The 22,051-nt window shown below is 41.8% G+C and carries 18 protein-coding genes; 9 read left to right on the top strand and 9 right to left on the bottom strand.

Annotated elements, in window-relative coordinates; all coding sequences use genetic code 11:
* The gene (locus tag RM347_RS03985) at window positions 1-1,122 is read left to right on the top strand and encodes a THUMP domain-containing class I SAM-dependent RNA methyltransferase (RefSeq protein WP_322719017.1); all 1,122 of its coding nucleotides are present in this window, start codon (window positions 1-3) and stop codon (window positions 1,120-1,122) included.
* A gap of 236 nt (window positions 1,123-1,358) precedes the next feature.
* A complete protein-coding gene (locus tag RM347_RS03980) occupies window positions 1,359-1,625 on the top strand; it encodes a hypothetical protein (RefSeq protein WP_322719018.1) in 267 nt (88 codons plus the stop codon).
* 79 nt (window positions 1,626-1,704) lie between these two features.
* Here RM347_RS03980 and RM347_RS03975 read toward each other — a convergent pair whose 3' ends face one another.
* The 3 genes from RM347_RS03975 to RM347_RS03965 form a co-directional block, all read right to left on the bottom strand.
* Window positions 1,705-3,324 carry an NAD(P)/FAD-dependent oxidoreductase gene (locus RM347_RS03975; RefSeq protein WP_322719019.1) on the bottom strand — a complete coding sequence of 540 codons (1,620 nt, stop codon included), beginning with the start codon at window positions 3,322-3,324 and terminating at the stop codon, window positions 1,705-1,707.
* Window positions 3,325-3,395: 71 nt separating this feature from the next.
* Complete coding sequence (locus RM347_RS03970) at window positions 3,396-4,421, bottom strand: S66 peptidase family protein (RefSeq protein ID WP_322719020.1); 1,026 nt, start codon at window positions 4,419-4,421, stop codon at window positions 3,396-3,398.
* Between the two features lie 124 nt (window positions 4,422-4,545).
* The gene (locus RM347_RS03965; RefSeq protein WP_322719021.1) at window positions 4,546-6,978 is read right to left on the bottom strand and encodes a dynamin-like GTPase family protein; all 2,433 of its coding nucleotides are present in this window, start codon (window positions 6,976-6,978) and stop codon (window positions 4,546-4,548) included.
* Between the two features lie 211 nt (window positions 6,979-7,189).
* Here RM347_RS03965 and RM347_RS03960 point away from each other — a divergent pair, with 211 nt between their 5' ends.
* On the top strand, window positions 7,190-7,327 hold the full coding sequence (locus tag RM347_RS03960; protein ID WP_322719065.1) for a PCC domain-containing protein: 138 nt from the start codon (window positions 7,190-7,192) through the stop codon (window positions 7,325-7,327).
* Window positions 7,328-7,586: 259 nt separating this feature from the next.
* On the opposite strand, the gene RM347_RS03955 is transcribed toward RM347_RS03960, so the two are convergent.
* The 3 genes from RM347_RS03955 to RM347_RS03945 form a co-directional block, all read right to left on the bottom strand.
* Window positions 7,587-8,570, bottom strand: coding sequence for a polysaccharide deacetylase family protein (locus RM347_RS03955; RefSeq protein ID WP_322719023.1), 984 nt, complete (start codon window positions 8,568-8,570; stop codon window positions 7,587-7,589).
* Window positions 8,571-9,083: 513 nt separating this feature from the next.
* On the bottom strand, window positions 9,084-9,968 hold the full coding sequence (locus tag RM347_RS03950) for an aspartoacylase (RefSeq protein ID WP_322719024.1): 885 nt from the start codon (window positions 9,966-9,968) through the stop codon (window positions 9,084-9,086).
* A gap of 52 nt (window positions 9,969-10,020) precedes the next feature.
* Window positions 10,021-11,076, bottom strand: a complete 1,056-nt coding sequence (locus RM347_RS03945) for a glutathione S-transferase family protein (RefSeq protein ID WP_322719025.1) — start codon at window positions 11,074-11,076, stop codon at window positions 10,021-10,023.
* 956 nt (window positions 11,077-12,032) lie between these two features.
* Between RM347_RS03945 and RM347_RS03940 the strand changes: the two genes are divergently transcribed.
* Window positions 12,033-12,470, top strand: coding sequence for an NUDIX hydrolase (locus RM347_RS03940; RefSeq protein WP_322719026.1), 438 nt, complete (start codon window positions 12,033-12,035; stop codon window positions 12,468-12,470).
* Window positions 12,471-12,752: 282 nt separating this feature from the next.
* Here RM347_RS03940 and pip read toward each other — a convergent pair whose 3' ends face one another.
* The gene (pip, locus tag RM347_RS03935; protein WP_322719027.1) at window positions 12,753-13,700 is read right to left on the bottom strand and encodes a prolyl aminopeptidase; all 948 of its coding nucleotides are present in this window, start codon (window positions 13,698-13,700) and stop codon (window positions 12,753-12,755) included.
* Window positions 13,701-13,835: 135 nt separating this feature from the next.
* Between pip and RM347_RS03930 the strand changes: the two genes are divergently transcribed.
* A complete protein-coding gene (locus RM347_RS03930; protein WP_322719028.1) occupies window positions 13,836-16,049 on the top strand; it encodes a GUN4 domain-containing protein in 2,214 nt (737 codons plus the stop codon).
* A gap of 207 nt (window positions 16,050-16,256) precedes the next feature.
* Window positions 16,257-16,397 (top strand): hypothetical protein, encoded by a 141-nt coding sequence (locus RM347_RS03925; protein ID WP_322719029.1) that lies wholly within the window; start codon window positions 16,257-16,259, stop codon window positions 16,395-16,397.
* A gap of 102 nt (window positions 16,398-16,499) precedes the next feature.
* On the opposite strand, the gene RM347_RS03920 is transcribed toward RM347_RS03925, so the two are convergent.
* Window positions 16,500-16,802, bottom strand: coding sequence for a hypothetical protein (locus RM347_RS03920; protein ID WP_322719030.1), 303 nt, complete (start codon window positions 16,800-16,802; stop codon window positions 16,500-16,502).
* A 65-nt stretch (window positions 16,803-16,867) separates the two neighbouring features.
* On the opposite strand from RM347_RS03920, the gene RM347_RS03915 reads away from it, so the two are divergent.
* Both RM347_RS03915 and RM347_RS03910 read left to right on the top strand, forming a co-directional pair.
* Window positions 16,868-18,400 carry a DUF1565 domain-containing protein gene (locus RM347_RS03915; RefSeq protein WP_322719066.1) on the top strand — a complete coding sequence of 511 codons (1,533 nt, stop codon included), beginning with the start codon at window positions 16,868-16,870 and terminating at the stop codon, window positions 18,398-18,400.
* Between the two features lie 130 nt (window positions 18,401-18,530).
* Window positions 18,531-19,298, top strand: coding sequence for a hypothetical protein (locus RM347_RS03910; protein WP_322719031.1), 768 nt, complete (start codon window positions 18,531-18,533; stop codon window positions 19,296-19,298).
* Between the two features lie 18 nt (window positions 19,299-19,316).
* Here the strand turns inward: RM347_RS03910 and RM347_RS03905 are convergent, their stop codons facing one another.
* Window positions 19,317-21,386, bottom strand: a complete 2,070-nt coding sequence (locus RM347_RS03905; protein WP_322719032.1) for a tetratricopeptide repeat protein — start codon at window positions 21,384-21,386, stop codon at window positions 19,317-19,319.
* Between the two features lie 399 nt (window positions 21,387-21,785).
* On the opposite strand from RM347_RS03905, the gene RM347_RS03900 reads away from it, so the two are divergent.
* Window positions 21,786-22,046, top strand: coding sequence for a hypothetical protein (locus RM347_RS03900; RefSeq protein ID WP_322719033.1), 261 nt, complete (start codon window positions 21,786-21,788; stop codon window positions 22,044-22,046).
* Window positions 22,047-22,051 lie beyond the last annotated feature (5 nt).

Genomic DNA, 22,051 nt, shown 5'->3' with positions numbered 1-22,051 from the left:
ATGAATTATTTTGCAACGGTTGCTCGCGGATTAGAAACCCTGGCGGCTCAGGAGTTAGAGCAACTGGGTGCTCATTCTGTGGAGCCAGGGTTTTGCGGTGTAGCCTTTGAGGGCGATCGCACTCTGCTTTATCGCGTCAACCTCTGGGCTAGGCTGCCGTTCCGAATCTTGGTGAATATCCATGAGTTTCCATGCCTTGATGCTAAGGATCTCTATCGTGGTATCCAGACCATCGATTGGCTAAACTATTTAACGCCAGACATGACCCTGGCGGTAAATGTCACGGGCAAAAACGATCGCCTCAACCACAGCCACTTCACATCTCTCCAGGTCAAAAATGCGATCGTTGATCAGCAGAAAGAAAATTTGGGCGAGCGTTCAAATGTAGAGCTTCATGAACCAGATGTGCGGATCAATGTTCACATTGAGCGCGACTTTTGTACCGTTAAACTCGACAGTTCTGGAAATAGTCTGCATCGCCGAGGCTACCGCCCTGCGGTTGGAGCAGCCCCTCTCAAGGAATCTCTAGCTGCTGCCCTCATTCAACTTTCGGGTTGGCAGCCAAACCAGATGTTCTACGATCCTCTGTGTGGGTCTGGGACTTTACCCCTGGAAGCTAGTTTAAAGGCACTGAACATAGCGCCAGGGCTGTTTCGTGAATCCTTTGGATTTGAAACTTGGCTCGATTTTGATTTATCCCTTTTAGAAAAGCTGCTGCAAGAAGCTAAGGACAGCCAACTGGATACCCTGCCCGCACCTATTTGGGGAAGCGATCGCGATGAAAATATAATCGAGCAAGCGATTAACAATGCTCAAAATTGCGGTGTTGATAACCATGTATGGTTTTCTCAAATGGAGCTTGCTGATGTTGTCGCCCCCGCAGACAGTGGGATTTTATTCTGCAATCCTCCCTATGGCGAACGGCTGGGGCGAGATAGTGATTTGGGGTCATTTTACAAACTTTTGGGCGATGTGCTGAAACAACGCTTCAAAGGCTGGACTGCATTTGTGCTGAGTGGCAACAAGGAACTGTCTCAATCGATTGGACTAAAATCATCCCAGCGGATTGCAGTGTACAACGGAGCGCTGCCTTGTCAGTTAATGAAATATGAACTGTATTAAAACAAAATCGGTCAGACTTTGCAATTTACGGTAGTAGGGTGTGTTACGGCTTTAGCCTAACGCACCGTTGAGTCTGTGAAATTTTTAACAATGTTTCAAAAATTAAACTGGATCAAAAAAGCTTCAAACCTTCTCTGAGCATAGATTAGACAGCTAATATGACAAAATTTTTAAAATAGTGCCAGTATAATCGGTGACTGACAATCTGCAATCTATTTATAGCTAAGAGGCTATTTATGTCAGACCAATTCACGTTTACCGTTACCAATGAAACCGAACAGGCAATTACAGAGTTGTGGGTATCTGTCGATGATGAAGAGTGGGCTTCATTTACCTTGAGTGAGTCAGGGATTCCATCGGGTGAAACAGTAACAATTGCTTGGGCTGAATATACGAATAATTCGCCCTGTGAATGGTACATATCTGCTGTATTTGAAGATGAATCAGAAACTGATTCAGCCCTATTTAACTTCTGTGAAGAACCAGCTTTAACAATCGGATAAATTCCCCATTGCTCCAGTCATAAAAGCAAAAGCCCTACCTCGAAAGCATCTAGGTGGGGCTTGATATTAAGGCAATATTTTAGATTTTACGATCGCAATTCCTCAAAATACTTAAAGCCACCGCCTCCGCCACCTTAATACCATCGATGCCAGCCGAGAGGATTCCCCCTGCATATCCTGCACCTTCACCAGCCGGATAAAGACCGACTGTATTTAAACTCTGATAATCTTCTTTGCGTTTAATCCGAATCGGTGATGAAGTGCGGGTTTCCACACCAGTCAATACGGCATCGTCCATCGCAAATCCTTTAATTTGTTTGTCGAAAGCGGGAAGTGCTTCACGGATCGCTGCGATCGCATAATCTGGTAAACTCTCGCTCAAATCACCCAAATGTACCCCAGGTGTATAAGACGGTTTAACCGTACCCAATGCTGTAGAAGGGCGATGGTTGAGAAAGTCTCCCACCAACTGCCCTGGAGCTTCATAAGTTCCACCGCCCAATTCAAAAGCCCGTTCTTCCAAGCGCCGTTGAAAGTCGATTCCCGCTAAGGCATTTCCCGGATAATCTTCGGGGGTGATGCCCACAACGATCGCACTATTGGCATTGCGCTCATTGCGAGAGTATTGGCTCATCCCATTGGTGACAAGTCGCCCCGGTTCTGATGCAGCTGCAACCACCAAGCCTCCCGGACACATACAAAAACTATAAACGGAACGACCATTTTGGCAGTGGTGAACGAGTTTATAATCGGCAGCACCTAAAAGCTTATGACCAGCTTGAGGGCCAAAACGACATTGGTCGATCAAAGACTGGGGATGTTCGACCCGAAAGCCGATGGAAAATGGTTTAGCCTCAATGTAAACCCCGCGATCGTATAGCATTTGGAAGGTATCGCGGGCACTGTGACCCACCGCCAAAATTACATGATCGCTGGCGATATATTCCCCACTGGCGAGGGTGACTCCCTGCACCTGTCCATTTTCGATGTTAATATCTTCCACCCGACTTTGAAAGCGAATTTCGCCGCCGAGGGATTCGATTTTGGCACGCATACTTTGGACGATTCCGACCAGTTTGAAGGTGCCGATATGCGGTTTGTTGATATAGAGAATTTCCGGTGAGGCTCCCGCATTGACGAGTTCGGTTAGTACTTTGCGCCCATAATGCTGAGGATCTTTTACCTGACTGTAGAGTTTGCCATCAGAGAATGTACCTGCCCCACCTTCGCCAAACTGGGCATTAGATTCTGGGTTGAAGTCTGATTTTTTCTTCCAAAAGCCAAAGGTATCAACGGTGCGATCGCGAACTTTTTTCCCACGTTCTAAAATGATTGGACGGAACCCCATTTGCGCCAGCATCAAACCTGCAAACAAGCCACAAGGTCCAGTACCAATGATGATGGGGCGAATCGCCAAATTGCTAGGTGCTTGTGCCACTGGGCGATAACTCATGTCTGGCGTGGCCATCACATGGGGATCTTTTTTGAGGCGCTTGAGTAGATGAGTTTCCTGAGTTGTTTCTACATCCAGAATATAAACAAGAGCGATCTCTCCTTTCTTACGGGCATCGTAGCTACGCTTGAAGATGGAATAGCCGATCAATTCTTCGTCCGTGATTTGCAGCTTTTTGAGGATGGCAGTCTTGATCTCATCTTCAGGATGATCAAGCGGGAGCTTTACTTCTGTTAGTCGTAACATAGCGAGGAGAAATGCATACTGTCTATCAAAATCTTAATCAAAATCATTGCAGGGCGGCTGATTTTCGTGGTTCAAACAAGACTAACAGCCGCCTCTAACATTCGTATTGTCCCAAGTTCAGCATTTATTTCCACTTCTACACCGATTGGCAAGGTAAATTTTTCCTTAATATGACCAATCATTGAACCATACCAAGCAGGAATCCCTAAAGGAAGTATGTGGTCTTGCAATACTTGCATTAATGTAAATGACGGTTCATCCCCAGGACTACAATTAGTGCATTGCCCAAAGATAAAGCCAGCAATTTGATTAAGTATCCCAGCAGTTTTTAACTGCGTCAGCATTCTATCTATCCGGTAAACATCCTCGCCAATTTCTTCCACAAACAGGATGCTTTTGTTCCAGGAAGGTAGGTAAGGTGAACCTAGCATCGCTGATAGCACTGATAAGTTCCCACCCACAAGTTTACCTCTCGCCTTTCCTGGTGCTATTGTCTCCACCCGCACTTCGCTAGGGTTGAGATTTTGCATAGTCACTGCTTCACCATTAAATAGGATGCGCTTGAAGTAATCGACTGTAAATTGATTCCAGGTAGACGTGGCAACTGGCCCATGAAAAGTAATCATTTGACTACGGGCATTAATTGCCAACGACAGCGTCGTAATATCGCTGTAACCTATGAGAATTTTCGGATGGGAGCGGATCAGCGAGTAGTTTAGTAAGGGTAAAATGCGATTGCAGCCCCAACCACCACGCATGGGAATAATTGCTTTTACGAAGCGATCGCTAAACATCAAGTTTACATCCTGGGCACGATCGCCGTCTTTACCCGCTAAATAGCCGTAACGGTCTAAAATATGCTTCCCTAGCTTGACTTTTAACCCTAACTGTGAAATTGACTTCTGCGCTGCTTCGATGTCTTTGGCGTCAACGATACCCGCAGGGGAAATCAATCCTACTGTATCGCCCACTTGCAGGCGGGGCGGCTTGCGGATGATGTTTAGAGATGGCTTACCTTGGGCAGTAAGTGCAGGTATCTGGGTGGCTAAGGTAGCCAGTCCACAGGTTGTAAGAAATTCCCGACGTTTGATAATCATAACCATTAAGTTGGGGATTGGGATGTGAGGAATTTTGATGAGGATTCTAAAAAGTTAGATCCCCGACTTCTTTGAGAAGTCGGGGATCTAGACACCACAAATTTTCACAAATCAAATAGGATTGTTATACAACATCTGAAATCACAAACCCATTATTAGCAAACTTACCATCAGTGTCAAACAAATCACCAATTACAGGCAAAAGATGGTCATATAATTGCATGGACTGTAAACAATTATTAATACTAGAAACTGCTGAATTATATGCTGCAATATTTTCTTCAACGACATTTAATAATCGGCGATTATTCGCAATTTTTTCTTCAGCCTCTTGTTGCAGTGTTTTCTCTAAATAAGCACGTGCCTGTGGGTATTGTTGCAAAATTTCATCGGCTTGCTGATCTGCCATTGGTAACAACTGAGTTTTCAGAGTTTGGTTGATGGTTTGACGGAAAGATTTACGAATAGTTTGGGAAACTTTTGGTTCAAAATCTAACTTCAATAACTGCCTAATTGCTGGTTCTGCTTCTATTATACTTTCAGCATCGTAACCTTGAGAAGTTTGTAATAAAGTTTGGCGAAATTGATATATAGAAAAAGTGCCTTCATCGTAAAATCTCGGACTTTCTCGCACGAAGCGATCGCACTCTACACTAGCTGCACTCACCAATGCTTGAGTAACTTGTTTTTCTAAACTTCTAATCTCTTGTTCAATTCCGCCATCATGAGCTAATAAACGATATAACTGGCGATAATATTCTGACTTGCGAATCTTTTCAATCAACCGCTGAAAATAATTTGCAACTACTTGCTGAGAAGATTCAACCAAAATATCTTCTAATTGATTTGCTAAGTAATAAAATGCCTCTACTAAAATAGCAATTAAAGGTGCGGTAGCGTTGCGAGGATGGCTGATGGTTGCACGTCGATAAGCATAAGCTACAGAAAAAGTATCTAGTAATTCATCTAGACGGCGAATCATTCGTGATTGCAATTGCTTAAAATCTGCTTCAAAGGCATCACAAGAATTATTAATTACATGGTTAACTTCTTCTGTGATATGCTCACTAAATTCTCTCCCAATTTGCTGGAGTTGCTGATTCAGTTGTTGCAATTCTTGCGCCTTCATCGTCTCAATCTCTTGGGGCTGACTATCTAAATCACGTTGGACGCTCTGATAATGTTTCTTCAGCTTAATACAAACATCTTCCAAATCATCAGCAAGATTTTTAAATAATTGTGGACGCTTTTCTTCTGTAAGATAGCGAGTAATAGCTGTGCGAAATTCCTCAGTCCCACTATCTTTAATTAGCTGTTCTATAAGTTCATTTCCCCAATCTCCCAAAATCCGCACATAATTTTGATTTGGGGTTTCATGGCCGTTAACAGAAACACGGAATTGAGTGGCAGATAGTTTTCCGGAGTTTACGCAGTAGTTGTTAAATGCATAGACAAATTGTGGTGTTTCTTCATTACCATCTAAACCTTTAATACTTTCTGCAAAAACAGAATCTAAACCAAATCTATTTAGTTGGCTTGTCTGTTTAATTTGACTACCATAAAACCCTAATAATCCACTGGTTTTATAAACCTTGTTTGTATTGCGAAACTGCCCACTAATTAAATCATCTAATCGTTGCCGTAATTGAGTATTATACCAAGTCTCATCGATCCGGTTGAAGACATAGAAAACGCGATCGCGTACTCCCCCATTTTCCCGCATTAATTCCAAAAGTTCTGTTTCTTCTTTTGTCATGTCACCCGCTGAAGCAGGTTTAAGCACACACACCACCGCCGAAGTATCAGGATGTTGAATTTTGGCATAAGTTAGTTGGGCATCTTTCTCTACTGGCGCATCTATACCTGGTGTGTCAATAATTACATTGCCATCTTGTAGCAGAGGATGATTACAGTAATATTCTATTCGCTTCAATACTGCACTATTACTACCACGACGGGCATATCCAGCCGCTTCTTTGAGGTTAGAAAAATTAAATTGTTCCATTGAATATGTAGCATTATTAACCGTGTTAATGCGATCGCGGTTTGCTATATATCCCTCTAGCAATAACATTAACGCCTTCGCCTGTTTTGCACGTTCTGATCTACTCTCGCCACCCTCCTGCTGAATAATCGCTTCAGAATCTTGACGTAGTAAGTTAATTACATCAGCTTGGTTAATATTAGTTACTGTTTTAAATCCTAGTTGTTGACACAAAAAAACTGCTTGTTCCCGAATCTCTACTTCACTTAAAAACGTCAAAACAACACGTTCTTTATCTACTTCTGCATACTCAATTTTGCATTCTGTACCTGTAGCGTGTCCCTCTGCACTGTATAGTAATTCCCTTTCTAATAGTGCATTGATTAGCATTGATTTACCGGCACTAAACGCACCCGCAAACACAATCTCAAACTTGGGAGAAATCGCCTTACTTAAGGAAGTTTGTACAGGTGTAATATCTTGGGAACGTAGCGTTGGTTCTTGCTGCAAAAGTTGTAATATAGATTCAACCTGCCCTTTCAAATTTTTGCACTGAAGTGGTAAATCTGACATATTCAGCATCCTGACAATATTTATCTATATATTAGTAATATTTATTGTCTTGATGGTTCAGTAAAATTCCTGAGACTTATTTGCGGTTTAATTGCTGATATTACTTAAACAACTAATTAATGGTTATTAACTAATGAAAGTTTTTGCGATCAGATTGAAACCTCAGGACGATTTAAGACAAAGCTTAAAGAATTTTGTCAAATAGGAAGACATCAAAGCAGGATTTATATTAAGTGCTATTGGTAGTCTAGAAGAAGCAAAAATTCGCTTTGCTAATCAAGACATCAGTACAGTATTAACCGAAAAATTTGAAATCATCGCTCTCAACAGGACAATAGCAACTACCTGACTTTTCACGGGATCTGGAAAACCTCAGTTCAAGAATAAAATCGGATTTCTATATGACATTAATCGCATCTAAAAAAATAACCTCTAGAGAAGGGATATCACCAGAGGTTTTTAATAAAGACATTGGAATAGTGAACTATTATAGAAATAAATTTATCTTTTTGCCAACACTATTACCTCCTTCTCAAGCACAGGACAAAGTTAATTTTGCCTGTAATCAAGAATACAAATTTAAGTGAGAAATCGCATTAATCGTATTTTTACCTCTTTTGAGGCACTAATACAGGCAGTTGACGGGCACCGGCTACGAATTTGGCGTGTTGTCCAACAGTCAAAACATTAAACTGACTGGATATAAGTTCTAAACTTTTGTTAACTATTGCTAGCTTTTTGTAGGTAGGAACGCTCATTCCAGGGAAGAATGATAGTTCTGGCACATCCTCTTGACTTACAAAGTCTGTAGGATGGAGTAGTAAAGAAGGCTGGACACGTGTAAGTTTACACAGCCAGAGGGCAATTCGCAGGTAGAGTAACGCCACTTCCGAAGAAAATGTACTTAGATACATGATGTAACTGAAGTGAATTGGCACCTTGAAAATTGGCATAGTGGTAACGGGAATCTCAGTCAGTTTATCCTTACCCATGTGCCATTGGTAAGGTTTTAGAGGCTGCAAACCCTCTTTGAAACCGCCAAACAAGGCTTCCCGTTTCTTGCGTTCTTCCTTGCTCAATTTACAGGTCATTAAATAATAAGCTCGTGCTATTGGCCCTAAAAATGTCGGGAAAGTCGAAGCATCATACTCATATCCCCGTCGTGCTAGAACTTTCAATACGGCAGGAGAAAAACTGTATCCAGGCCCCCGGAAGCCAATAGGATGTTGATGAGTGACACGCTTGATATGTTGTTCGGCAAGCGCCACCTCTTGTTCAATCTCATCCTCTGAATACAGATGTAGCCAGGGATCGTGGTAGAATGAATGATTGCCAATTTCGTGACCAGCGTTAGCGATCGCTTGTATTGGCTTGGTATTCTTTTCCAGCGCTGCATCTTGACCGACAATAAATACTGTGATTGTCAAATCCCATTGCTGGAGAATATCTAAGAAACGAGGGACTGCAATATCGAGGTAAGAGGGGAAAGTCTCCCAACCCGGAGCACCTTGATTTTTTAGATAAGACCAAATATTATCTAAGTCTAAAGAAAGGCTGGCTATCGGTCTATTTCCTGGTCTCTTGGTTTTCATTATAAGTTCAAGTATTGGGACAATTTTAAGCGTAAATTATAGTGTTAAATTTGGGCTTTATCGGTAAAGGTTCATAGTTTGACTCAAGGCTGGTTTTAGGGAAAACCTCAAGCCAGAAGGTTTGCAACTCCTTATTTTAAAAATAAAGAGTGACTTTAAGATCACAATTCCATAGGCGTAGCCCATCACAGGCATCGCCCAAATTAGTTTCCCATATTTATAAACAAATTCTGTTTCTCTAAAAAATATTCTCGGTGAATTAGACAATAGGCTTTCAGCACTTTTTTAATATCGACTTTATCGGCCCTTCAGACAACTTTTTACCCTGGTACTTAATTCCTGGTCATCAATATATCATAACCCAGAGACATTTAAACTTATATTAAGTAGGTTTTAGCGTAGGCGTAGCCCGTCGCAGACATCGCACTAGATATAGAAGTTATTAATGATTTGGATGCTAAATTTCTATAATTACTTCCAATAAAAAGCAAGCATACAAAAATTTTCCACATCCTAGATATTGATTTGCTGCCTCTGAGTCAAACACATTGCAATTCCTTTTTCGTAGTAAGCTGCCTCATTAATAAAAATCGGCCAAACGGTAGATGCACCCTCATAAAAAATTGTTTTATCATCAAAGGTTATAAAAATGGGATCTCCTGGGTTCAAGGCTTGATAATCCTTGTCTTGAAGCTCTGGATGAATCATCCCAAACATTGTACCATCAGGTTTTTTTGGATAGTCCACAACTGATAAGTGGTCATAGACAATTAACATTTCGTTAGTTGATGGAATTTCACCCTGGTTAAACTGTTCCAAATAGTTCAGAACTGCATGAACAAGTTCCTCTGTTTGTTGGAACAGCGTCGCTTTTAAGATACCTTGGGCAATAGGCCCAACCTCGATCGCAAAGCCTAATTTACACAGAGAATTTACAAATGGATTTTCTTCAATTAATTTAAAAGAGCAGCGATAAACCTTCACCAAAGGGCTGATCTGGCTCAGATAAGCAGCTAATTTCAAGTTTAATGGATGACTATTTACCAAAATAATTGTCAGTCCCATATTAGCTGTACTGCTGTGCAAGTCTAAGATGAAATCTGCTTGTTTATTCCCGTTTGATGCTAGGGTGTTTTGGATTGATTTAGCTTGCAATTCTTCGTAACTGTTCAGAGTCGGGTTTTGTAAGTCTTGCTTAAGAAAACAGCGATTTAAATCCTTCTCTACATATCGCCTCCCGGCTGCAAAAGCATGAGGATTTGCTAACAGGGTGACTGTCTCAAAACTTGGTCTAGTAATTAAATCGGGAAACTGGGCAAATTTTTGGATCAGGTAGGCCCCTGTAAACTCATTGCCATGAGTTCCACCGACAATTGCAACTCGATTAATCTGGTTCACGATTACACTAACTCCGGAATGCAGCCATCGAGGTATCAGTTCTTAATGTACCTTATGAAACATTCACTTTGCCGATGCGATCGCGATCGTGTGGTTGATTAAGATAGGACATATCAGGGCCATCGGGAATAATCCCGCCCGGGTTGAGTGGAAATAGGTTACCGTAATAATCCCGCTTCACACTCTCTACGTCGCAGGTGTCAGCAACACCTGGAAGCTGATATAAATCACGTAAGTAAGCTCCTAAGTTCTGATAGTCTCGAATTCGCCGCCGATTGCATTTAAATAAGCCGTAGTAGGCACTATCAAAACGAAATAAGGTCGTGAATAAACGAATATCTGCTAGTGTAAGACGATCGCCGCACAGATATCGATTAGTCTGCAATGCAATGTCAATCTCATCGAGAGTTGCGAACAGTTCGTTACAGGCTTGATTGTATGCTTCTTGAGTTTGGGCAAAGCCGCAGCGATATACGCCATTATTTACGGCATGATAAATCTTCTCATTCCACCAGTCAATCTTTTCTTTGAGTGCTTCTGGATAAAGATCCAAAGTGGGATTGTTGGCGAACTCGTTCAACTGAGAGTTGAGGATGACGATAATCTCTGCACTCTCATTGTTGACGATCGTTTTTGTTTGGTTGTCCCATAATACTGGAACTGTCGAGCGTCCACTGTAGCCTGGTTCTGCCAGTTGATACAATTGGGCCAGTGTGCGACAACCTTCTTCTTCTTCGTTGAATATCCAACCGCCTTCAATGGGAGAAGGAGAGACAATACATACTGATATTACCGCTTCGAGTTTTTTGAGCGATCGCACAACTAAGGTTCGGTGCGCCCAAGGACAGCCCAGCCCAACATAGAGTTTGTAGCGCCCAGCTGCTGGTGGGTGTGGATTCCCTGACTCTGTGCCGATGAACTTTCGAAACTGGCTATTAGGACGAATATACGCTCCCGACTGATTGGTAGGAGCAAGCTTTGACATCATTATTTGCCACATAGTCGTCCAGACAAACTTTCCTAGCCAAATTATCAGCTTTGGAGGGAGTGTCCTGCCCTTCTTCTTTGGGAGATTTTTATCGTCATCCATTGGAGTTGAGTTGCTCATGGCGACAATCTTGCTTTGGGAGCGATTAACGTTACCACTGCATGTGGTGTTGAATTTCTAGTCGGTAGGTTTCCATACCTACACGCACCTTGAGATTTCTTACTTTACTCTACTACGCTTTGCCTGAACTATTGCATCTATATAAGACAAGGTTTTGCAAACTCGTTAATAATCTTTTAAATCAAAAGATTCTGTCCACCTAGTGATTGAGTTTTTACCTCTCTTTGAATGACTATCGGGATAGATGATCGTTCCCGCTCATCAGCATATCGTTTTTTCCAAGTTTCAACTTAAACAAGGTAAATACCAAAGCTAATTTTCCATTCAGAAATTTCATAGTTACGTAATAGTTCAAGCGCATATTTTTAAATCTGATCCAATACTGCTCGGTTAAGGATATTCGTAGGTTGGGTTGAGCAAAGCGAAACCCAACAAACCCTTCAAAATGTTGGGTTTCGTTCCTCAACCCAACCTACACATTTTTATTTTTTAGCGTTAACCGAGCAGTATTGCAATCTGATATACCGTTTTGGGACTGTTAATGGTATCGGTCAGGAGTATATGGGTTTGCAACTGGTTTGATACCAAAGCAAGCGCGCTCATTGAAATAGTGCTGCATTTGTCAATCAATCATCAGGAATACACATTTTCTAGCAGTTAATTTTATATTTGTTAGATTACAAACCTCGCGATTCTCATACCCTGCGGGTTCGCAGATGTTCTCGTAGAGTAGCTCTAACTCACCGCTACGCGTCTTATTGCAACAGATGGTAGAGGTGCATAGCTGTGCGTCCCTACTTCAACAATCAAAAACTTTCAAAAATTAGCTATTATGGCTCAAAACATTTTTAACCTTTTCATAACCTAAAATTAATCAAAATTTATCCGGTATCAGCTCTAGACTTTCTGAAATAAACATTGTACAAAAAAGCTAGCCCTTACAGGATGCAAATTACATGAGTCGAAAAGTCAGCAAAGTGTTTAAACAGTCCGGGGTAATTCCTTACAGAGTGAACAATGGCAAAATTGAAATCTTGCTAATCACAACCCGTAACTTTCAACACTGGGTAATACCGAAAGGAGATATTCCTAATGGCATGAGTCCGCCTGCTTCAGCAGCCAAAGAGGCATGGGAAGAAGCAGGGGTGATTGGGCAGGTAGACGCCAATGAACTGGGCACTTACAAGTACCGCAAACGAGGCAAAATTTACCGCGTCAAGATGTATTTGTTACCAGTCGAGATGCTGAGTGAAGATTATCCAGAAGCAAGTAAAAGAAAACGGCAGTGGGTAGAAGTGACTAAAGCTATCAGGCGGGTTAAGTTTAATTCACTCAAACGAATCCTTAAGGGTTTTTTCCAGGTCAAATCTCACTTTTGTGCATTTCGATGTTAGTCAGATAAGTAAGTTGGCACAATAAAACCAAACTATGTGAAGAAAGCTCAACAAGACTAAAACTCCTTTTCCCCCTGCTTCCTGCCCCCTGCTCCCTGCCTTATCCCAACTATAATTATTCACGCCGACCTACTTATATAAATAGATATTATTAGCCCTCGAAGCAAGGTGAGGGCTTTTTTTGGAAGTGGCATACTTAAAACTAGACAAGTTGCTCAAGCAATTGGTTAAAAGTAGACAGACTTCCGCCACGGTGTACTATTTCAAACATGCTCTAAGTATTCAGCCGAACTCGATATTATCTGTTGCTTCAATTAAAGCACTACGAATTCCTGGCTCACTCATCGAATGCCCGGCATCAGGAACCACTATAAATTCGGCTTCTGGCCAAGCCCGATGTAATTCCCAAGCTGATATCATCGGGCAGACCACATCATAGCGTCCCTGAACAATTACAGCTGGAATATGGCGGATGCGGTGTACATTTAAGAGTAATTGATCTTCAGTTTCAAAAAATCCCTTATTCATAAAGTAATGGCATTCAATCCGAGCGAAAGCTGAAGCAAATTCACTCTCGCCAAACTTTTGCATGAGTTCTGGATCTAAGAAAAGTCTACTGGTGCTAGCTTCCCAAATTGACCAAGCACGCGCTGCTGTTAATTGAATTTCTAAATCTGGACTGGTTAACTGCTTGTAATATGCTGCGATCATATCATTACGTTCTGCGATCGCAATTGGTTTAAGATATTCTTCCCAAGCATCAGGAAAAATATAGCTAGTACCCTCTTGATAGAACCATTGCAACTCTTTTTGCCTCAGCATGAAGATTCCACGCAGGATTAATCCCGCGCATTGAGAGGGATGGGTTTGACTGTAGGCTAATGATAATGTGCTACCCCAACTACCACCGAAAACCACCCACTTTTCTATACCTAAATGTTGGCGCAGTTTTTCGATATCACTGACTAAATCCCAAGTGGTGTTTTCTCGTAACTCAGCATGGGGTGTACTTTGACCACAACCGCGCTGGTCAAACATCACTAACCGCCATTTTTCTGGGTGGAAATATTGCCGATAAAAAGCTGGACAACCACCACCAGGGCCCCCATGCAGCAAAACGATGGGTTGACCTTGCGGGTTACCTGACTCTTCAAAATGAATAGTATGAAGGTCGGAAACCTGTAAATTACCTTCTAAGTAAGGCTCGATCGCTGGGTAAAGTTCTCGCATTTTCGGTATTTTATCAGTAATGTTGTCATAGCGATCGCTAGCTTTTTGGAACCAACTTCAGTAATTCATGTCAGTACGATTGAATACTATTTATATAAAAGCTACCGTACTCTTCCTGTCAAGGAATTTTAACAGATGTGTCCAGTCGGTGTTCGTACTAGTCACTCAACTCATGCCTTAGAAACCGGCTTGGCAAAGCTTTGGCTCATATTAGTGGGAGTCAACCAATATCAGGATGAACAAATACCCTGTTTGCGTTACTCAGCACTAGATTGCCAAGGTTTAGGAGAAGCATTAAACGCCGCAACTCAGGGATTTCCGCAAAGGGATGTGAAGATTCACAACGATTTTGCTCATCGGCAGCCCCTATTAGAAAATGTCCGTACCAGTCTCAAACAAGTAGCTGCTGCTACGAAACCCATCGACACCGTTCTGTTTTATTTTTCTGGACATGGGATGCTAGAGCCATCGAGTCAGCAGGTGGTATTGTGTCTCAAAGATACTCAAAAAGACAACTTAATCGAAACTGGTCTAAAGTTGCAAGAATTATTGCAATTATTGGAAAATTGTGCTGCCCAGCAGCAACTTGTATGGCTGGATGCGTGTCATAGCGGTAGCATGACGTTATTGGGGGCTAGGGGAGAAACACCAATAGATCCGCAACTAAACCCTACACAAGAATTAGTAGAAGTTCTGCGACAACGCGCCGCAAAAAGAAAAGGATTTTATGCCCTACTATCTTGCGATCAAGGACAACAATCTTGGGAATTTCCGCAATTAAAACATGGAGTATTCACTTATTACTTAATTCGGGGACTGCGGGGAGAAGCAGCTGACTCTCAAGGCATTATCGAAGCAGATGGACTTTATCGCTACGTTTATCACCAAACTCTCGCATATATAGATAAAGCTAATCAGCAACTGCGGGTGATTAATCAGCTAAAAAAAGGTCGCGGCGAAAACCAAATTCATCCAGAATATCCATCTCAAACGCCTAAGCGAATTGTAGAAGGAATCGGAGAAGTGATTTTAGGACTAAAACCAGATAAAACAGTTTCTACACGACATCCACGACAGGCATTAGTTATAGAGGGACTTCCTAAGAGCAAGAGTGCTTTAGCTTTGGGTAAAATACTCAATACATCTGGTGGCTTTGAGGTAAATTATTGGACTATTAGCGAAAAAACCCCTTCTTCAGATGTCCGCAAAGCGATCCAAAAGTGCTTACTATCTGAATCTTTTTCTGAGTCACCCAATACCGCCAATTCTATAGAAGAAACCGTAACTGTATTTTTATACTTGCGAGGGCAGATTCAAGAAACTGAACAAGGAGAAGCAGTATTAGTACTTTCTGATAATGTTGTACTTAATCGTTCCTGGTTGAGAAAACAGCTGCGCCGATGTCGCTCGCAACAAATTATCATATTAGATTGCCCTGTGGGAACGCACACATCTGCATCTCTACGCGATTGGGTGGAAGAACTACAACTGGGACTAGATGAACAATGTCTAATTGCTGCTGCTGCGCCACCCTTAGAAAGTGAACGCTTTGCTTCTTGTTTAGTAGATACCCTAAATAAAGTAGCACAGCCGTCTGCCCCTAATATCCAAGCATCTGGACTCACCGCCGCAGCTTGGATCACACAATTACAAGTAGAATTATCGCGCACCGATATCGAATTATATTTCTGGTTATTTGGTTCTCAAGGTGTGATTGAAGTCTTACCAGGAAAAACTTTGTTTTCGGGCGATACTTCGGAACAAAAAGCTGAAGATTTAGATGATTTGAGTTCAGCCTTAGGGGTAGATTACACTCAACTGCGGGATTTACTCAAAGCTGGGAGATGGTTAGAGGCGGATGAGGAAACTACAACTCTCATCTTGAAAATAGCTGGTAGAGAAGAAAAACGCTATCTTGATTTAGAAAGTCTAGAAAACTTTCCCTGCATCGACTTATGTGCTATCGATGCTCTCTGGGTTAAATATAGTCATGGACGCTTCGGTTTCAGCGTCCAGAAGCGGATTTGGGAGAGTATTCGAGATACTTCTGCCAGCGATCCTGTGCTGGCTTTGATCATTGGTAATGATAATGTTGCTGCTTCCCAAACTTGTATTGATTTTGGCAATCGCGCTGGGTGGCGTTTAAAAGATTCCTGGATTGATTATAGTAACTTAATTGTGGAAGAAGATGCTCCCAATGGGCAGTTACCATACTTTGGTTTTTTTGAGCAGGTTTGGCGGTTAAAGGTATTAGGTGTTTGGGAATGGCATAGTGCGATCGCTACAGCTTCCTGGTGGCGATTATGTGTTGCTTTGTTCTCTCGCATTGAGACTTGTCAAATCAAATAGTCCCGATACCCATGATCTGGAGTTAAACTCATCAAAGCCGTGAAACAGTCGTTTTTGTGTCGACTGTTGCACTTAACACATTACCCATCTATGGGATGATGTATTTCGCATTCTGAAAGAGTAAACATACTCAAAAATTTGGTTTCCGCGACGTTTTGCAATTGATCGCTGGTATCGGTTTTTCAAACAACGTCTTAAACAGCAACCATGATACAACTCTCCAATGGCCTTCCACCTGCACGGCAATCGCCCAAGCTGAGAATCATCACAGCATTGCAAACTTGGGCTGCTACTCCCGATGGGATGTCAACGATTCTGAGGGCAATTAAATCGATTGGAAGAGATTAAGCAGCAAGATTACCCAATGGATGAGCTACTCCGATTTTTCACATTCTTCTACACGATGGAAGAGGTGGGCAGAAAACTGCAAAAAATGGCAGGTACGCTGATTCACAATTGAATTGGGGATTGGGGATTGGGCACAAGAGGCACAGAGAAGGGTGCAGAGGAGAGGAATTTTTCCTCTGCTCCCGTTCGGCTACGCTCACGGCAAGCCTGCTCCCCTGCTTCTTCCCCAGTCCCCAGTGGAGCGATCGCAAGTAGCCTAACCCAAACATCGCCCTCAAAACTCGGAACTTCGAGATGAGAACTTGGAATGTTGCATGAGAGTCTATAACTTGTGTGTACACACGATTCCCTTGCGAGAAAAAGTAACGTGGATATATTTTCTACACACAAAGATACTACTTTCAAAAACTTTGTTACAAGTAGTGTTATTTATGATTGTCATAATTAAAACAATTGACTCTCAACTATCAATGGTGAACTCTACCCTCGTTGTCACACTCTATGTCAACCCTATGACAGGGAATGATACCAATACTGGTTCACGGTTGAGTCCGTTTAAAAGCCTCACCCGTGCCTTAAAAGTAACCAAAATCCCCACAATAATTCATCTCGAATCTGGGACTTACAGCGCCGCTAGTGGTGAGGTATTCCCACTGATCGTTCCTGGAGAGGCGAATGTGGTGGGTAACGAAGCAAACAAAGGTGCAGGGATTATAATTTCCGGGTGTGGCAAGTATCAAAGTCCTAGCTTTGGTATGCAAAATATCACGCTGCTTTTGGTAGATAATGCCAGTCTTTTAGGTGTAACTGTCACTAATCCCTCAGCCAAAGGTACTGGTATCTGGATTGAATCGGCTGCACCTACTTTAGGTAACAATACTTTAAGCAACTGTGGGCGGGAAGGTGTGTTTAGTACTGGTACTGCCAAACCCGCAATTTTAGATAACATATTTGTGCAAAATACTGCTAGCGGGTTAGTGATGGCAGGCCATAGCCAGGGAGAAGTACTAGGGAATGTATTTCAAAAAAACCCTTTAGGCATAGCAATTAGTGACTTTGCCACTCCTGCGATCGCAAATAACAAGTTATCAGAAAATCGCACGGCGATCGCCCTTTCTCGCAACGCCCAACCTGTGCTGCGTCAAAATCTTATTGTTAAAAATACCCAAGGTGGTCTATTAGTCAATGGCAATGCAGTCCCTGATTTAGGCAATACCCAAGATCCCGCTGATAATATTTTTCGTGATAATAATGAATTTGATTTATACAATGCCACTACACAAAAGCTAGTTTCCGTAGGTAATCAATTAAATCCTGCTCTGGTCAAGGGCTTAGTCGAAATTATCTCAACCAATCAAGTAACAGTTAGCACCAGTTTCTCCGCTCCCCCAACAGAATCCTCATCTCAAAAACTCCCCGCATCTCCCCAACTAGATGGACATTGGGCAGAACCATTTATTAAGGCATTAGTGAGCATGGATTTAACTCATGCTTTTGCCGATGGTAGCTACCAGCCAGATAAACCCATGACTCGTGCCCAGTATGCAGTTCTGGTGGCGATCGCCTTTAACCCATTTCCCAAAATTCCAGCACCTGATTTTACGGATGTACTCAAGGATTTTTGGGCTTATAGTGCGATCCAAATTGCGGCTAGCGGTGGCTTTGTTGGCGGATTTAGCGATCGCACTTTCCGCCCCGATCAAAATGTACAGCGGCTACAGGTGATTGTCTCCCTAGTAAACGGACTAGGGCTACCAGCAGTTGATAGCGATGTTTTAGAAGTATATAGCGATCGTCATACCATTCCCGACTACGCCCGGACAGCCGTTTCCACTGCTACACAAGGGGGAATAGTTGTCAACTATCCCGATCCAAAAGTGCTTGCACCTTCACGTTTGGCAACACGTGCTGAAGTTGCAGCGATGGTTTATCAGGCATTAGTCGCTATTGGGCGAACATCTGCGATTAAATCAGTCTATGTAGGGTTGCATTCTAGAAGTTGACAAGTAGAATAGGAAACACTGCTTATCGGCTTGGTAACTCTTGGAAAAAAAACCATGTAGTTAAAAGCACGTTAGGCTAATATGCGATGGGTGACAAATTTGAGACCTATTGCCTAAAGCTAATAGCCCCATGTTAACAACACTTCCAGACACCTCTGCCAACTTAGCGATCGCCTTATTAATTAACTATAGTTTCGATCTCAGTGGTTATACTGCCAATGAGCTAGTTGAGCGTTGGCAAACGCAATACCCGCTTAATTGGCTACACCTGGCAGTGATTGAGGCACTATATCAAGGTCGTTATAAAGCGGTTTCCGTGCAGCAAATCTTAGTATTTTGGCAGCGCCGGGATCAGGCTACATATCATTTCAACATGGAATTTGAACGGATGATTTGTAGCAAATTTCCCCAAAGTTTAACCTCATTGCCTGCTCCAGCCCTACCGCTAGCCAAGAGAAACCCTACTGTAGAGAAAGTGACGAGTCCTCAATTACCACCAGCTAGGATTCACAACGGTTATCAAAAAAGCAATACTACAACTCTACAACTGAAAAGTTACGAGCCAAAGACATCTTTGAGTGAACAAGAGGAGAAGCAGGAAGATAGAGACAATAAAACTGTCCTAAAATCTCCATTTTCTGGGAAATTTGCCTCTTCTGCAACGCTTCAGCTTTCGTCTGCTGTCAGCCAAAGGCAAACTTCACAAGAAAGTCCACCGCCTTCTCCATCACCAAGCCATCATCAACGACAGCCAAAATTGCTCCCACCTGCTGCTATTCATGCCCCAATCGGGCAATTTACTCCCGAAAAAAGCGATCGCTCTGACTCTTTCACATCTAAACTCAAAGCCATGTCTGGGGAGCAAGGGAGCAGGGGGAGAATAACTAATGACAAATGACAAATGACAAATGACATTTTATTCTGCAATTAACTGCTTAAAGCGCTCGTCATCGGCAATCTCATCAAAATCTAGGTCAGTTGCTGCGTCTTCTTTATACCTGGGATTAAGTTCAATCGCTTGTTGTAGAGTTAGCAGAGATCGTTCAACTTGTCTTTGCAGTGCGTAACAGGCTGCTTTGTTGTAATGGGCACTTGCATAATCTGGCTTAATTTCTAAGGCTTTGTTAAAACTAGCGATCGCTTCATCATCGCGTCCCAATCTCACCAAAGTATAACCGCGTTTATCCCAAATTTTGGGAGAATTGGGTTGGAATTCCAGCGCTTTATCCAAAGACGCTATTGCCTCTTCATATTGCTCTAATGCTACTAAGGAAAGACCGCGATTTAACCAAGCAACTGCATCATCAGGCTTGATTTGTGTAGCTTTGTCAAATGAGCCAAAGGCTTGCTGGTGTTGTTGTAAGTTACCAAAAGCAACGCCGCGATCGCACCAAGCTTGATGATAATCTGGCTGAATCTGAATAGCTCGATCGTAGGAAGCGATCGCATCTTTGTAGCGTTTCAATCTTCCGAGAGTTAGACCTCGTTTTAACCAAGCCACAGGTTCATCAGGTTGGATTTTAACCGCTTGGTTGTAAGCTGCGATCGCATCTTCATAACGCCTTTTAGAAAACAGCCCGTCTCCCTGTTGTACATACTCATCAGCGGTTAATTCCGGTTGTTGTGGCTGTTCCTGTATTTCTTCCTTAACTTCAGAATTACCTGCTTCTGGAATGGATTCTGGTGTAATTTCAGTTAATTCTTGAAGAATCAGATCCTTTCTTTCTTGGGCATCCAATTGTAACTCAGAGAGTTGAGAGACAAATTCAGTTTCTAATCTTTCCAGCTTCTCCAAAATGAGAATCTTTTGTTGTTGAGCATTCACTTGTAATTCTGAGAATTGCGAAGTGAATTCAGAACCAGATTTTTCTAAATTCTCAATGATTAACTCTTTGCACTTTTGAGCATCTCCTTGTAATTCTGATAGTTTATTAGCAAATTCTGACTGCAATACTGTTAAGCTCTCAACAATTTTATTTTTTTGCTCCTGAGCATCTACCTGTAATTCAGATAATTCAAGTTTCAATTGTTTATCTAATTCTCCTAAACTTTCAAATGTAATCTCTTTTTGCTTTTGAGCATCTCTCTGTAATTCTGATAAATTATCAGCAAATTCTGACTGCAACTTTGTTAAACTTTCAAGAGCTATATCCTTTTGGGTTTGAGCATCAGACTGCCATTTAAAAAGTTGAGATGTGAACTCAGACTTTGAGATTTCTAAATCAGCAACGGCTACTTCCTGCTGTTGTTGCATACCTGACTTTAAATTAGACAGTTCCTCTGCCATAACCGAAACTAATTTTCCGAGATTTTCCAGTGCTATCTCTCTTTGTTGTTGAACATCAAACTCTAACTTAGATAGCCCAGAAGCAAATTTTGACTCTAAATTTTCTATATTTTCTTGAGACTTTTTGAGTTCAGTTTCTAATCTACCTAATACTTGTGCTTTAGCTAAATCTAGCTCAGATGTAAGGAGAGATACATTTTCTTGTTCGCTTTTAATTTTTTGTTGTAAAGCAGTCGTTTCTTGTTCTAATTCATAATTGATTTTTTTAGCTTCTTGAATAACATTTTCAGCCTCTTGCTTAACAGTGGTTAGCTGATTTTGCAAATTTTCCATTCCTTGTAGTTGTTGCATTGCTCTATCAACAATTTCACGGATTACCACCCGGCGCAGGAGCCAAAATAAAGCAATGATTGCAACTGGAAATAGACTTAATATAACTAGCCAGACATTGAGTAAGATAGTTGTACGGCTAAAAGCGCTATTAAAATCAGATTGGACTTGCTGTTGAATTCGCTTTTCGGCTCGTAGTCGCGCTAATTCTTCCCGTTCTTGATTCGATAAGACTGGAGTAGGAGTTATTGTTGGGGAGGGTGATAGCGCAGATTGTCCACTGGCAATTCCAACGGATAACAGTAAGGGTAAAAATACAATAGTGCTTTTTACAATTAAAGCGAAAACAGCTTGATTTTTGCTCTTCATAACAACCATCTCAGTCTGTTGGTCAGTTTTTGAAGCGGCGTGCCTCTCTCCAATCTATAACAGAATTAAGTAGTTATATGTTGTAGAAGCAGTGGGAAATGCTGAACAGTCCTTAACTATTCCCTTTCCTCGTCTCTTGGTATACGTACAGCTTCGGTAGTGAAGTGCTGTCAAGTTTTTGACATTAGTTTTTGTGAGGTACTATTATAACATTACTAAGTTGTTGCACCATACACCGAACTAAGTTCAGACTTTGTTCTTACAAATAGCAGAGCGTTGAAACTGGAAGTTTATAGCTGTATGCAAAGTGTCAGGTGTGGGTACTTCGCACTAACATGATTATTATCTAGGGTAAGCAGATTACTTATCCTAAAATTAACTTAACAAAGGCGGTAGAAAATGGGTCGCATAAATCCTTATACACTGCAATTGCAGATTACCCGAATGTTTGAGCAAGGGCAATCATTTTTTGCCACAACCAAGGTACAAGAATGGTTGAAAGAACGTAAACACAATCCAGATGATTATGACATTATTTTCAATAAAAAACCTGCACCTCCTGGTTCAAAAGAAGTGATGGTAGTAGAAATTGAATTACGCCGCAAAGATGGACAACCTGTAGATCCTTGGTTACAGGAACAAGCAAATCTTCATGCCTGATTTTA

The sequence above is a fragment of the Nostoc sp. ChiQUE02 genome, from assembly GCF_034531305.2.
Classification (GTDB): domain Bacteria; phylum Cyanobacteriota; class Cyanobacteriia; order Cyanobacteriales; family Nostocaceae; genus Nostoc.
The sequence above is the reverse complement of the archived record's forward strand: the minus strand, read 5'-3'. Positions and strand labels throughout refer to the sequence as shown.

Coding starts and splice junctions, on each gene's coding strand:
- RM347_RS03970 (WP_322719020.1), bottom strand. CDS start 4,421: ATGATTATCAAACGTCGGGAATTTCTTACAACCTGTGGACTGGCTACC.
- RM347_RS03915 (WP_322719066.1), top strand. CDS start 16,868: ATGGTGAACTCTACCCTCGTTGTCACACTCTATGTCAACCCTATGACA.
- RM347_RS03980 (WP_322719018.1), top strand. CDS start 1,359: ATGTCAGACCAATTCACGTTTACCGTTACCAATGAAACCGAACAGGCA.
- RM347_RS03955 (WP_322719023.1), bottom strand. CDS start 8,570: ATGAAAACCAAGAGACCAGGAAATAGACCGATAGCCAGCCTTTCTTTA.
- RM347_RS03965 (WP_322719021.1), bottom strand. CDS start 6,978: ATGTCAGATTTACCACTTCAGTGCAAAAATTTGAAAGGGCAGGTTGAA.
- RM347_RS03925 (WP_322719029.1), top strand. CDS start 16,257: ATGATACAACTCTCCAATGGCCTTCCACCTGCACGGCAATCGCCCAAG.
- RM347_RS03930 (WP_322719028.1), top strand. CDS start 13,836: ATGTGTCCAGTCGGTGTTCGTACTAGTCACTCAACTCATGCCTTAGAA.
- pip (WP_322719027.1), bottom strand. CDS start 13,700: ATGCGAGAACTTTACCCAGCGATCGAGCCTTACTTAGAAGGTAATTTA.
- RM347_RS03905 (WP_322719032.1), bottom strand. CDS start 21,386: ATGAAGAGCAAAAATCAAGCTGTTTTCGCTTTAATTGTAAAAAGCACT.
- RM347_RS03900 (WP_322719033.1), top strand. CDS start 21,786: ATGGGTCGCATAAATCCTTATACACTGCAATTGCAGATTACCCGAATG.
- RM347_RS03975 (WP_322719019.1), bottom strand. CDS start 3,324: ATGTTACGACTAACAGAAGTAAAGCTCCCGCTTGATCATCCTGAAGAT.
- RM347_RS03945 (WP_322719025.1), bottom strand. CDS start 11,076: ATGAGCAACTCAACTCCAATGGATGACGATAAAAATCTCCCAAAGAAG.
- RM347_RS03910 (WP_322719031.1), top strand. CDS start 18,531: ATGTTAACAACACTTCCAGACACCTCTGCCAACTTAGCGATCGCCTTA.
- RM347_RS03985 (WP_322719017.1), top strand. CDS start 1: ATGAATTATTTTGCAACGGTTGCTCGCGGATTAGAAACCCTGGCGGCT.
- RM347_RS03940 (WP_322719026.1), top strand. CDS start 12,033: ATGAGTCGAAAAGTCAGCAAAGTGTTTAAACAGTCCGGGGTAATTCCT.